The sequence below is a fragment of the Ruegeria sp. CDSC002 genome (assembly GCF_059610905.1).
The window spans coordinates 464,921-477,303 of sequence record NZ_JBXWOM010000001.1 but is presented as its reverse complement, the minus strand read 5'-3'; the positions used below and the strand labels follow the sequence as shown (position 1 = coordinate 477,303).

The window sequence follows — 12,383 nt, the reverse complement described above, 5'->3', positions numbered from 1 at the left end:
TGTCGATCTGTTTCCTCCTTATGCGCAATAATACGGAGAGCTGAAAACAAGGAAATAAATTACCGATTTATCACGATTAGTTTGTAAATTATTTTTTTGACTCGGAATGATTTTGTAAAGAAAGAGGCTGTCATTGGGAATAGTGGTTTTTTTACATAGCCTTGGATGTAATGAAAATTTGTGGGGAAATAAGCCGCCCGATTACGACTAAATTGCATCTGAGACTCACCTTTCGGTTGTTAGCGCTCAACGGTGCCATTCCTTGCTGGCCATGAATGCTGACCGGGGGTTGGCACATTCCGATGTTGGCGCTAGCTTTGACCGCAAGCGCCTCGGTAAGGGGGTGCAGCAAAGGGAGAAATCAGTATGAAAAAGATTTTGAGCGGCTCTGCTGTGGCCGCCTTGTGTGTTGCGTTCGTGTCCGAGGCAGCCGCAACTGAATGGAATGCTTCGGTCTGGGGCAAACGTCGTGCGTTCACCGAGCATGTTGAGAAACTGTCTGAGTTGGTCAGCGAAAAGACAAACGGCGATTTCACCATCAATGTCAGCTATGGCGGCCTGTCCAAGCCGCGCGAAAACCTGGATGGAATCGAAATTGGTGCGTTTGAGATGGCTCAGTTCTGTGCCGGATATCATCGCGACAAAAACCGCGCGATCACCGTTCTGGAACTGCCGTTCCTGGGCGTGAACAATCTGGATGAGGAAGTTGCCGTCAGCCACGCGGTTTACGATCACCCTGCCGTTAAGGATGAGATGGCGCAGTGGAATGCGCGTATCATCATGACCTCGCCCATGCCGCAGTACAACATCGTCGGAACCGGCGACCCGCGTGACGAACTTGCCGAGTTCGAAGGCATGCGTGTCCGCGCCACAGGTGGTCTGGGCAAGGCATTCGAGGCGGTAGGTGGTGTGCCGACTTCGGTTCCTGCAACCGAAGCCTTTAACGCAATGGAGTCCGGTGTCGTTGACACGGTTGCCTTTGCTCAGCACGCGCATCTGTCCTTTGGCACCATCAACGAAGCGGATTGGTGGACGGCCAACCTGAACCCCGGCACTGTGAATTGCCCGGTTGTGGTCAATATCGATGCCTATGAGGCACTGCCGGCTGAGCATCGCGAGGCGCTGGACAGTTCGATCGACGAAGCGATTGATCACTATCTGGCCAATTATGGATCGCTGCTGGATCAGTGGGACAGTGTTTTGGACGAAAAGGGCGTCGCAAAGGTACAGATCGATGATGCGGTAATCGCAGAGTTCCGCACCAAAGCGGCCGATCCCATCCGGGCACAGTGGATTGAGGATATGTCCGCTCAGGGTATTCCTGCGCAGGACCTGTATGATCTGGTCCAGTCCACGCTGGAACAGCAACGTAGCGGTAACTAAGCACAAAATCCGGATGCCCATCGGGGCATCCGGACACCAATAAAAATACAGGGGAACACCGCAATGGCAGGACAGGCCACGGTGCTTGAAGACAACAGCCTCCTGAGTTCTTTGGACCGTAAGTTGTTGAGGTTAGAGCGGTTTCTGGCTCTGATCAGCGGCCTTGCCGTGTTCAGTCTTATGGTTCTGGCGGTGGTCTCGGTCAGCGGACGCAATGCGATTAACGCACCTTTGCCAGGATATGTCGACTGGATCGAACAGGCGATGCCGCTGATTGCATTTCTGGGCATTTCATATGTTCAGCGCGATGGCGGTCATATACGGATGGACATTGTCATCTCACGCCTGCACGGCCGGGCGCTGTGGCTGTTCGAGCTTATTTCGGTTCTTCTGATCCTGGTGCTGATGCTGGCCTTGGTCTGGGGCAGTTGGTCCCATTTTGACCGCTCGTTCGACTTTGGCGCGCCGATGTGGAGCCGGGACAGTTCAATCGACATCGGTATCCCGCTTTGGCCGGCCAAACTGCTGGCACCTGTGGCGTTCTCGGTGCTTTGCCTACGGCTGCTGCTTCAGGTTTGGGGATATGGTCGCGCGCTGATCGTAGGGGCCGAAAGCCCCGTAGCCGTTCCACTGATACAGGATGCGGCTGCTCAGGCCGCTGCCGAAGCCGAACAATTCGAAGGGCAGGACTAGCGCATGGACTCGATAGAGATTGGCCTGTGGGTCACGGGTGGCCTACTGGTTCTGGTTGTGACCGGAATGCGCGTGGCCTTCGCGGCGGCTCTTGCGGGGCTGGTCGGGTTGGTTTGGATTTTCTGGGCCAAGTTTGGATACGACCCTGATCGCTTCGGCAAAGCACTAACCGTCGCGGTCAAGACGGCGGGGCAGGTGCCCCATTCCAAGGTTGCTGCTCATACACTCAGCTTGATCCCCACCTTTATCCTGATCGGTTATCTGGCCTATTATGCGGGCCTGACGCGCGCGTTGTTCGAGGCTGCTAAACGTTGGGTTGCGTGGGTGCCCGGAGGGCTCGCGGTTTCGACTGTGTTCGCCACAGCCGGGTTCGCGGCCGTTTCTGGCGCCTCGGTGGCGACCTCGGCTGTGTTCGCCCGGATCGCTATCCCCGAGATGCTGAAAGTCGGTTACAACAAGCAATTCGCAGCCGGAGTGGTCGCAGCGGGCGGTACACTTGCATCCCTTATCCCGCCATCCGCGATCCTTGTGATCTATGCGATCATCGTGGAACAGGATGTGGGCAAACTGCTGCTTGCCGGGTTTATCCCCGGTGCATTTTCGGCCGTTGTGTACGGTCTGCTTATCGTCGGCATCGCGGTTGTATTCAAAAACGTTGGTCCACCGGTAACAGGTTTCACTTGGAAGCAGCGTTTTGCGTCGCTGCCGGGCGCGTTTCCGATTGTCGCTGTAATCCTGATCATCATTTGCTTTGTCTATAACCCGTTTGGAGAAAAGGCTTGGGGCACTCCAACCGAAGGCGGAGCAATCGGTGCCTTCATCGTCTTCTGTTTCGCCCTTTTCCACGGAATGCGGTGGCCCGAACTGAAGTCGGCGCTGCTGGAAACTGCCAAACTAACCGCGATGATCTTCACGATCATCTGGGGGGTGCTGATCTACGTACGGTTTCTGGGGTTTGCCGATCTTCCGGGCGCGTTCTCGGACTGGATCACTTCGTTGGAAATGTCGCCGATGCTGATTCTGATCTGTATCCTGCTCGCCTATGCGGTCTTGGGCATGTTCATGGACGCCATTGGGATGCTGTTGCTGACGCTGCCAGTGGTTTACCCGGCGGTAATGGCCCTGAACGGGGGTGAGACTGTCAGCGCAGCAGAAAGCGCCTTTGGCATGTCAGGTCCGATGTGTGCGATCTGGTTTGGTATTCTGGTGGTGAAAATGGCCGAGTTTTGCCTGATCACGCCTCCTATTGGCCTGAATTGTTTCGTCGTTGCCGGGGTGCGCCCGGATCTGAGCGTTCAGGACGTGTTCAAAGGCGTTACGCCGTTCTTCATCGCCGACGGCGTAACGATCGCGCTGCTCGTGGCGTTTCCCGGTATCGTACTCTACCTGCCGTCATTGGCCGGGTAGAAAAAGCCCCCGGTGGTGAACCGGGGGCCAGTCGACGTGAAGTGCGGGTTCTTCAGCTCGCCCGCATCAGCATTCCATACAGATCCCGCGGATCATCCGGATCTGCCAACATGTCCAAAGGTTCAAAGAAATCAGTGCCTTTGATGGCAGACTGGACGTAGCACAAGGCCGAGAAATCCTCGATCGCGAAGCCAACGCTATCAAAAAGAGTGATCTGTCGGTCGTCGCGCCGGCCTTTGGCCTGACCGGTCATGACCTGCCACAATTCGGTCACTGGGTGATCCTCGACCAAGGCCTGAATCTCGCCCTCGATGCGTGTTTGTTCCGGGTATTCGACGAAGATGTCCGAGCGCAGCAGAATATCGCGGTGTAGTTCGGTCTTGCCGGGGCAATCACCGCCAATTGCATTGATGTGGACGCCCGGTCCGACCATGTTGTCGGTCAGGATCGTTGCGTTTTTCTTATCTGCGGTGCAGGTCGTGATGATCTGAGCGCCTTCGATGGCGTCCTCGGGTGTTTTGCAAAGCACGACCGTCAGCCCGGAATTCTTGAGGTTTGCCGCGCATTTTTCGGTGGCCGCGTGATCGGTATCGTAAAGGCGCACAGTGTCGATCCCGCACATGGCCTTGAACGCCAGGCATTGGAACTCGGACTGAGCGCCATTCCCAATCATCGCCATAACACGCGATGACTTGGGTGCCAGATAACTGCCGACAAGGGCCGAGGTTGCCGCCGTGCGGAGGGCGGTTAGCATCGTCATCTCGGTCAAAAGCGTAGGGTAGCCGGTATAGACGTCGGCCAGAAGGCCAAAGGCTGTCACGGTCTGCAGGCCCTCGGACGTGTTCTTGGGGTGCCCGTTGACGTATTTAAATCCATAGGCCTCACCATCCGAGGTTGGCATCAGTTCGATTACGCCATGGGGAGAATGCGCCGGAATGCGAGGGGTCTTGTCAAAGCTCTCCCAGCGTTTGAAGTCGGATTCAATCTGAGCCGCGATCTGAGTGATCATCTTTTCAAGCCCGATATGGTGCACCAGCCGCATCATGTTGTCGACGGATACAAAGGGCACAAGAGCCTTGTCAGAAGGTTGCATCATGATCTCCTATCGGCGGGAAAGGTGGATACCGGCGATCATGCAACGTACTGATCCTCCGGCTGTTTCAATGGTTGGAACCGACAACGGCAGCAGAGTGGCGCTGTCTTCGATGATGTCGGTCTGTTGGGGCGTCAGCGCATCTTTGGCGCGGCTGGAAAGAGCTAGCACGAGCCCATCACGACCACTAAGCTCGATGGTGTTTCCAGCAAAGTTTGCGATCTGGTCATGGGACAGATCGATTACGGTGCGACCGGATTCTTCCAATCGCGCCTGCACGGTCGCGCGGCGTTCGGCATCGATTATCATGTCGAGGCAGATCAGTGCATAATGTGTGCCGATTCCCATCAGGACATTGGTGTGATAAACGTCTCGGCCTGCGTCGTCCCTAGCTTCGAACGCGATGGGTTCGTAGTTGAAGTTCGTGCAGAACCGCTCCAACAAAACGGGATCAGCGCGGTTTGACTTGACCGTGTAAGCGATGCGGCCGACGTGATCGAGAACCATTGCTCCGGTACCTTCCAGTGCGAGATCGTCCTGTTCCAGCCCCGAATAATCGATCAAGTCCTGAACGCGGTATTCCTGTTTCAACAACTCGATAACATCTGTGCGACGTTCGCGTCGACGCGACGGAACAAACATCGGATAGATTGCAATGTGTCCGCCGGGATGTGTCGAGAACCAGTTGTTGGGAAAGACACTGTCCGGCGTGTTTTGTTGGCCGTGATCATCAAATACATGGACTGTGACGCCTGCATTGCGCAGTTGTTCGACTGCGCGATCATGTTCATCGCGCGCAGCTGCTGAAGTCGCTTCGGCGGATCGGTGTGCCAGTGTCTGAAACGCATTGTCATGGCGAGTCTCTGGGTTCGACACAAACTCATGCGGTCGAACCATGACAACAGCGGAAGGAGATTGAAGGGAATTCATCAGAAACTCCGGGTCGGGCGGTCGAAGATGCGGCGGCCCAACAGGGACGCGGCCAGATCGACCATCAGTTTTGCGGTTCGTCCACGTTCATCCAGGAACGGGTTCAGTTCGACTAAATCCAGCGAGCAGACGAGGCCGCTTTCGTGCAGCAGTTCCATCGCCAGATGGGCTTCGCGTTCGGTCGCGCCGCCGGGAACAGTGGTGCCAACAGCGGGCGCAATTGAAGGGTCCAGAAAGTCGACGTCCAGCGAGACGTGCAGGATACCGTTTGCTGCGCGTACTCGGTCGAGGAACGCGATCAAAGGTGCCTTGATACCGTGCTCATCAATGCTGCGCATGTCTGCCAGCATGGCCTGATCCTGTTCCAATCGTGCACGTTCAGCCGGATCCACGGAACGCAAACCAATCATGCCTACTCGATCCGTTGGAATCGGCGCAGCCAGCGGAGGGAATGCGTCAAACCCGGGTTGCCCGGTGAAATAGGCAACCGGTGTGCCGTGCAGGTTGCCGCTGCCGGTGCTGTCTGGTGTATGAAAGTCGCTGTGCGCGTCCAGCCAAAGCACGAACAGGGGGCGACCGATCCTGTCTGCATGTGTTGCCATCCCGGCAACTGTGCCCATGGACAAAGCGTGATCGCCGCCCATAAAAATCGGCAGTCCGTTTGGCGCGGTTTCCTGTGCGGCGCGGCTCAAGGCGCTGGTCCAACCGATGCACTCGGGCAGCGCGACAAGGTGTGGATGCTCCGGTACATCTGACGGATCGGCGCTTACATTTCCGATATCCGACACTTGGTGCCCGAGGTCAGTTAGAGCTTGTTCCAGACCGGCCACCCGGTAGGCGTCCGGGCCCATGCGGCACCCCTGACGACGCTTACCTGCGTCCATTGGTGCGCCAACCAATATCACATTTTGCGTATCCATATGACTATCTAGACCCTCGTGATGGCTTGCGAAAAGACAGCAAAATGTTCAAAATGGCATTCGGATAAACGAAATGAGAAGCAGTCATGGACGATTTGGATAGCAGGCTGCTCAGCGCCTTGCACCGGGATGCACGGGCGTCCCTGTCCGAACTCGCCGAAACGCTGGGTGTTACGCGCACTACGGTTCGCAGCCGCCTGCAGCGCCTCAAACAGTCCGGTGAAATTGTTGGGTTCACGGTACTCACCCGTCAGGACGTGGCGCAAAGCCCGGTGCGCGGCTTGATGATGCTGGAAATCGAAGGCCGCGGAACCGAGCGCACGATGGCCCGAATTGCCGCTATGCGCCAGGTGCGTGCTGTTCACTCCACAAACGGAAGCTGGGATCTGATCGCCGAAATCTGGACCGAAACACTGGCCGAGCTGGACGAGGTGCTGTTCCAGATTCGCCGTATGGAGGGGATCACTAAGTCCGAGACCAACCTGCTGCTGTCCACCCGCAAAGGTCGGTTGTGACGCCCGTAGTGCTTTGAGCCTGAACGAAAATGTGCAAAAGTCGGCTTGCGCGTTTCGATCGTGCAGAGTGTGATTGAGCCTGAGAGCAGGGACAAAGCATGGCAACTCATGAAAATGTCGAAGAACTCTGGGCTGTACGCCTGGCCGAACGGGTTTCGGGGTTTCTTGAAAAGCCCCTTGTCCGGATCGCGATACCGATTCTGGTCACGCTTATTGCCCTGACCGTCCTGCACGAGCTGTCTTCGCACGTCAAATGGGCTGATGTAAAAACCGACGTCGCGAATACATCGTGGAAACTGATGTTTTTCGCCCTGTGCTGGACGGCTGTCAGCTTTTTATCTCTCTCACTTTACGATGTGTTTGCCGTGCAAAGTGTGGCAGATGGCGAGGTTCCTTTGCCTGTCGCAGGCATGGCTGGCGCCTGTGGTTATGCCGTGTCGAATTGCCTTGGGTTTTCTTACATTACTGGCACGGCGATCCGGTATCGGATCTATGCGTCCCTGGGCCTTGATCTGGGTCGGGTTGCGGGGGTGATTGCCACATCTTGGATCGCGTTCTGGTCAGGTTTCATTCTGCTTCTGGGTGGGTTGCTAACCTTTCATCCGGATGGCGTGTCCAAAGTTCTACCAATAAGTGACACGGTGGAAACCGTGCTGGGGCTGTGCCTGCTTGTGGGTTTCGCAACGCTGTTCATTTGGCTCTCCAAGGGCGGACGCAGACTGGCCACCGGTGGTTTGGGCTTCAATTTGCCGGGCGGCAAGTTGCCTGGATTGTTGACGCTGGCGGCTGTGGGTGACCTGTTTGGGGCGTCAATGACGCTGTACGTGTTGATGCCGGATGATCTGGGGGTCGGGTTTCCGTTCTTCTTCACCGTTTACATTGGCGCGATCGCGGTGGGAATTCTCAGCCACGCCCCGGGCGGAATTGGCGCGTTTGAGGCAACTTTGATCGCCGGGCTAGGGGCCTCGGGTCGGTCTGACGTGATCGCGGCCCTGTTGCTTTACCGGTTGATCTATACCTTCCTGCCGTTCGCCATTGCGACGCTGTCCATCGCGGTGGCTTCGGCCCTGACGCACCGACATCACATCAGCGGAGCCGCCACGTGGGTTTACCGCGTGATCCGTCCGATTGTGCCGATGGTTGCCGCAGGCGTGGCCGCCGTGGCGGGAGTCATTCTGCTGGTGTCCGGGGCGTTGCCTGCAGGCAGCGAGAAGCTTAGCGCATTGCGGGACTTTCTGCCTTTGTCCTTCGTTGAAGCTTCGCATCTTGCCGGAAGCGCTGTCGGAGTTCTACTGATCCTTGTTTCACGCGGCCTGTTCCGCAAGCTGTACCGCGCATGGATAGTGGCCATGCTGCTGATGGTTGCCGGGTTCGTCGCATCGCTGACCAAGGGTCTCGATACGCACGAAGCGATCAGCATGTTGGGCACAATCGCCTTGCTGGCCACGTTTCGTGGGGCGTTTTACCGCGTCAGCGGGGCATCGATTTTCCGCCTGAACATCCCGTGGCTGGTCAGCGTGATCGCCTTGCTTTTGGTCGTCTTTTGGGTCGGGCTGTTTTCCTATTCGCATGTCGAATATCAGAACGCTTTGTGGTGGGAGTTCGCGTGGAACGGTGACGCCTCACGCTTTTTGCGATCCAGTCTTGTGGTGGCGGTTATTCTTGGCGTGGTGGCCGTGAACTCTTTGTTCGAGCGCGAGGTTCCGGAACCGGTCCGAACGGAGATCCCCGAGGTTGTTGAGCGCTTGGTCATGGAAAGCGAAGACACCGAATCGCAGATTTCACTGACCGGCGACAAGCAATTCCTGATTTCACCGGACGATGACGCATTTCTGGCCTATGCCGACACAGGCAATGCACTGATCACCAAGGGGGAGCCGGTTGGGGATGAAACCGCCGGAAAGCAACTGATCTGGCAATTGCGCGAAATGGCGGACCGTGAGGGCAAGTTGTGCGCTTTCTACAGCGTATCAACTAAGTACCTGCCGACGTTTCTGGATCTGGGCCTGTCTATTCTGAAGATCGGAGAGGTCGCGCGCGTGCCGTTGAAAGATTTCTCGCTGGACGGCAAATCTCGCAAGCGGTTCCGTCAGGCCAAGAACCGGGCCGAACGCGAAGGGTACGTATTCGAGATTATACCGAAGGACAAAGTGGGCCCTGTATTGCCCGAACTGCGCAAAATTTCAGACGACTGGCTGGAGCATAAGGCTGGTGAGGAAAAGGGCTTTGCCTTGGGCGGGTTTGACGATGAATACCTGTCCTATTTCGATTTCGCGGTGCTGAAGAAGGCAGATACGGGAAAGATCGTCGCCTTCGCCAACCTCTTCCAAGGCGGGAACAAGTCCGAATTGTCGGTGGACCTGATGCGGTATGAGCCGGACGGGTCGAACTTTATCATGGACGCCTTGTTTGCCGAGATGATGACCTGGGGGGCAGAGCAGGGGTTCCATTGGTTCTCGCTAGGAGCGGCACCGTTTTCGGGAATTGAGAACCGGCAACTGGCGTCTTTCTGGAACCGCGTGGGAGGGTTCGTATATGAGCACGGCGAGCAGTTCTATCACTTCGAAGGGCTGCGATCCTTCAAGCAGAAGTTCGATCCGGAATGGAGCCCGAATTACCTCGCCAGCCCCGGTGGTCTGGCAGCACCACGTATTCTGTACGAGGTGAACATCCTGATTTCAGGCGGTTTGCGCGGGCTGACGAAGTAACACTCAGTTCAGACTGGCGCGGGTTGGGGTTTTCTCCAGAAGATCGCCCCAATCTGTGCGATATGCCATTTCGGCCAGAACGGTTTCTGGTAGGAATTCTTGGTTCTGCCGGATCTGCCAGCCGCCACCCAATCCCTTGTAAACCGCAACCAGATTGCTGGACACCTGCTGGCGGGCCTGAATCAGATTGGCTTGTGATCGCAACAGGGCTGTTTGGGTGTTCAGGATACGCGAATAGCTTGCGATACCGTCCCGATACTGGTCGATGGCGATATCAGCCGCTTTGCGCGACGCCGCGACGCTTTTTTCATAGAAGCCAACTTGCTTGCGAGATTGGGCATAGGCCACCATCGCGCTTTCAACCTCGGAATAGGCGGTCAGGACAGTGTTCTGGTAATTGGCGATCAACGCCTGATAGGCCGCATCCTGCGCGCGGACGTTGTTTTTGATCCGGCCATAGTTCAGCACGTTCCAGACCACACCGGCATTCGCGAGCCCTGTGTTGCTGCCTGCTGAAAACAGATCTTGCCCGCCCGAGGCCTGCAGGCCAATAGCACCTGACAGGACAAATTGCGGATAAAGGTCGGCCAAAGCGATCCCGACCTGCGCCGATTGCGTGGCCGCTGCCAGCTCGGCTGCGCGAACGTCTGGGCGGCGGCGCAGCAGTTCGGCCGGGACACCGACGGACACATTCGTACGCGCAGAGGGGATCCGCCCGGAATTGCCTAGTAGGCTGGTCATGCGGGAAGGGGTGGTTCCCAGCAGCACGGCCAATGCGTTCTTGGCTTGTTGAAGATCACTCTCAATCTCTGGCACCAAGGCCTTGGTATTGTTCAGCAGGGCTGTGGATTCCTGCACGTCCAGCTCGGTTGTCACGCCATTGTCAAACCGCAATTGGGTCAGATCTGCGGATTCCTGTTGCAACTGGATGTTGTCGCGCGCCACTGCCAGCGACTCCTGCAAGGCGCGAATGTTGACATAAAGCGCCGCGACATCGCCGGTTAGCGTGACAAGCGCGTCGTCATAATTGGCCACTTGCAGCGCCAGATTGGACCGCGCGGCCTGAACGCCACGACGTTGCTGGCCCCACACGTCAAGCTCCCATTGGGCATCAAAGCCGACCTGCGAGGTCGAAAACTCGGTGTCCAACGGAATGATCCGGCGGATATCGGAAATCGGTCCGAGGTTGTCGCTAACCTGACGGCGTTCAATGGACGCACCGATGGCCTGTGATTGCGGATATAGCTCGCCAAACGCAATGCCCAACTGCGCGCGTGCCTGCAGAACGCGCGCACCGGCAACCTGCAGGTCCAGGTTCTGGGCATAGGCTTCGGCGATCAGTTTATTGAGGGTGGGGTCGTTGAACGTCTCCCACCATCTCACCACAGGCGCACTGCGCGAGGTCAGACCGCTTTGACCAGTGCTTGGGCTGTTGACCTCGATCCATTGCTTCACGATCGGAGAGCTTGGGCGCACGAAATCCGGGCCAACTGGTGCGCAGGCGACCAGCAGCGCGGCGCATAGGGCCGTGCCCATCAGTTGGCGGTATAATCTGGCCCGGGTCATCATATGCGTCCTTAGATATCCAATGGTCGAATGAAGTTGGCGAAGGAATAGAGACGAATGTTAATCCGCCGCAGGAACTCAAAGCTTTTGCCCTGACCGGTATAAATCGCGACGGCCGCGTGACCACCGGCCGGGAAGGTGTGCCCGTCGGGGATATCGACCGAGATCTGAACCGCGATGCGACCGGGTAATTTCGGTAGCTCAAACCCGGGTAGGCGGCCAGACGGCAAGTATTGTCCTTGTCGGGTTGCCCACCAGATCGCTTCGACTTTACCAGTCAAAATTTCGCCCGGATACAGATCAAGGGCAACTTCAACGGGTTGGCCAACCTCGACAAATTTCAGGTTCTGCTGTCGGTAGGTCGCAAGAATATAAGGGTTATCCTTGGTGACAAAACTGGCGATGGCGCCCAGGCGAATATCGCCGACGACCAGACCCGGACGCGCCTGTTGGGACACGATCATGCCGTCTTCGGGGGCGTAGATCGTTGTGTTGTCCAGAAAGTACTGGGCCTTGTCTAATTGCGCTTGTGCCTGAAGGATGCCGGTGTTCACGCCGTCAATCTGGGAATCCAGTGCAAGCTGAGCCTTTTCCAGATTTGCCGTGGCCTCTTTGACCTGCGCCTGATCCTCAGTCACCTGTTCGTTCCAGCGATCTAGCTCGTCCTGCCGGGCACCACCTGCGGGTACGAGGTTTTCGTATCGGGCTTGCTGCGTCTGTGCGTAGGCAAGTTGAGCGTTGGCACGCTCAATGGCTTCCCCTGCGGCAATGACGTCCTGTTCAAGGATCTTGGCGTTTTGCTCGGCCGCAACCAGCTGCGCTGTGGCTTCCTCAACCTCAAGCGCGAACACAGTGTCGTCGAACCGATACAGGGGATCGCCCTTTGTGACTTCGGTATTTGGCTCGACCAGTACCTCAGTCAATATCGTCGGTTCGGTCAGCCGTGGGACGATCTGGATGGTTGAGCGGACCACGTGGCTGTCGATGGAAAACGGCTGAAAGAACCGAAGGGCAACCAGAAATATCAGCAGCAGATGCGCGCCCACCCAGAAGGATACGATGCCCCACATGATGTTGAACTTCAGCCACTGGAACTTGAAGAAGATAAGCCAGACAAAAATGATGTAGAACAGCGTAATGCCGAGGGCGACAAACATATTTTGTAGTT

At 56.8% G+C, this 12,383-nt stretch carries 10 protein-coding genes; 5 read left to right on the top strand and 5 right to left on the bottom strand.

Annotated elements, in window-relative coordinates:
• Positions 1 to 366 precede the first annotated feature (366 nt).
• The 3 genes from dctP to AC2FJE_RS02435 all read left to right on the top strand — a co-directional run bounded on the left by dctP (position 367) and on the right by AC2FJE_RS02435 (position 3,483).
• Entirely contained in the window at positions 367 to 1,383 is a 1,017-nt protein-coding gene (gene dctP, locus AC2FJE_RS02445) for a TRAP transporter substrate-binding protein DctP (RefSeq protein WP_058273822.1), read from the top strand.
• A gap of 63 nt (positions 1,384 to 1,446) precedes the next feature.
• A complete protein-coding gene (locus tag AC2FJE_RS02440; protein ID WP_058273821.1) occupies positions 1,447 to 2,076 on the top strand; it encodes a TRAP transporter small permease in 630 nt (209 codons plus the stop codon).
• Positions 2,077 to 2,079: 3 nt separating this feature from the next.
• Entirely contained in the window at positions 2,080 to 3,483 is a 1,404-nt protein-coding gene (locus AC2FJE_RS02435) for a TRAP transporter large permease (protein WP_058273820.1), read from the top strand.
• A 52-nt stretch (positions 3,484 to 3,535) separates the two neighbouring features.
• On the opposite strand, the gene ocd is transcribed toward AC2FJE_RS02435, so the two are convergent.
• Genes ocd through rocF form a run of 3 tightly spaced genes read right to left on the bottom strand, consistent with a single transcriptional unit; the run spans position 3,536 to position 6,426 of the window.
• Positions 3,536 to 4,579: an ornithine cyclodeaminase gene (gene ocd / locus AC2FJE_RS02430; protein ID WP_282151014.1), complete on the bottom strand. Its 1,044-nt coding sequence runs from the start codon at positions 4,577 to 4,579 to the stop codon at positions 3,536 to 3,538.
• A gap of 6 nt (positions 4,580 to 4,585) precedes the next feature.
• The gene (ctlX, locus tag AC2FJE_RS02425; RefSeq protein ID WP_496753736.1) at positions 4,586 to 5,506 is read right to left on the bottom strand and encodes a citrulline utilization hydrolase CtlX; all 921 of its coding nucleotides are present in this window, start codon (positions 5,504 to 5,506) and stop codon (positions 4,586 to 4,588) included.
• Positions 5,506 to 6,426, bottom strand: coding sequence for an arginase (gene rocF / locus AC2FJE_RS02420; protein WP_282118648.1), 921 nt, complete (start codon positions 6,424 to 6,426; stop codon positions 5,506 to 5,508). Before rocF ends, ctlX begins: the two co-directional genes overlap by 1 nt.
• 86 nt (positions 6,427 to 6,512) lie before the next feature.
• Between rocF and AC2FJE_RS02415 the strand changes: the two genes are divergently transcribed.
• Together AC2FJE_RS02415 and mprF are read left to right on the top strand one after the other, a co-directional pair.
• The gene (locus AC2FJE_RS02415) at positions 6,513 to 6,941 is read left to right on the top strand and encodes an Lrp/AsnC family transcriptional regulator (RefSeq protein WP_058277712.1); all 429 of its coding nucleotides are present in this window, start codon (positions 6,513 to 6,515) and stop codon (positions 6,939 to 6,941) included.
• A 98-nt stretch (positions 6,942 to 7,039) separates the two neighbouring features.
• Positions 7,040 to 9,649, top strand: coding sequence for a bifunctional lysylphosphatidylglycerol flippase/synthetase MprF (mprF, locus tag AC2FJE_RS02410; protein ID WP_496760576.1), 2,610 nt, complete (start codon positions 7,040 to 7,042; stop codon positions 9,647 to 9,649).
• 3 nt (positions 9,650 to 9,652) lie between these two features.
• Here the strand turns inward: mprF and AC2FJE_RS02405 are convergent, their stop codons facing one another.
• A complete protein-coding gene (locus tag AC2FJE_RS02405; RefSeq protein WP_496753742.1) occupies positions 9,653 to 11,215 on the bottom strand; it encodes an efflux transporter outer membrane subunit in 1,563 nt (520 codons plus the stop codon).
• A gap of 11 nt (positions 11,216 to 11,226) precedes the next feature.
• Positions 11,227 to 12,372 carry an HlyD family secretion protein gene (locus tag AC2FJE_RS02400; protein ID WP_058273814.1) on the bottom strand — a complete coding sequence of 382 codons (1,146 nt, stop codon included), beginning with the start codon at positions 12,370 to 12,372 and terminating at the stop codon, positions 11,227 to 11,229.
• Positions 12,373 to 12,383 lie beyond the last annotated feature (11 nt).

Bases quoted from the DNA above. Each gene is read 5' to 3' on its own strand.
- dctP (WP_058273822.1), top strand. From the start codon at position 367: ATGAAAAAGATTTTGAGCGGCTCTGCTGTGGCCGCCTTGTGTGTTGCG.
- AC2FJE_RS02440 (WP_058273821.1), top strand. From the start codon at position 1,447: ATGGCAGGACAGGCCACGGTGCTTGAAGACAACAGCCTCCTGAGTTCT.
- AC2FJE_RS02435 (WP_058273820.1), top strand. From the start codon at position 2,080: ATGGACTCGATAGAGATTGGCCTGTGGGTCACGGGTGGCCTACTGGTT.
- ocd (WP_282151014.1), bottom strand. From the start codon at position 4,579: ATGATGCAACCTTCTGACAAGGCTCTTGTGCCCTTTGTATCCGTCGAC.
- ctlX (WP_496753736.1), bottom strand. From the start codon at position 5,506: ATGAATTCCCTTCAATCTCCTTCCGCTGTTGTCATGGTTCGACCGCAT.
- rocF (WP_282118648.1), bottom strand. From the start codon at position 6,426: ATGGATACGCAAAATGTGATATTGGTTGGCGCACCAATGGACGCAGGT.
- AC2FJE_RS02415 (WP_058277712.1), top strand. From the start codon at position 6,513: ATGGACGATTTGGATAGCAGGCTGCTCAGCGCCTTGCACCGGGATGCA.
- mprF (WP_496760576.1), top strand. From the start codon at position 7,040: ATGGCAACTCATGAAAATGTCGAAGAACTCTGGGCTGTACGCCTGGCC.
- AC2FJE_RS02405 (WP_496753742.1), bottom strand. From the start codon at position 11,215: ATGACCCGGGCCAGATTATACCGCCAACTGATGGGCACGGCCCTATGC.
- AC2FJE_RS02400 (WP_058273814.1), bottom strand. From the start codon at position 12,372: ATGTTTGTCGCCCTCGGCATTACGCTGTTCTACATCATTTTTGTCTGG.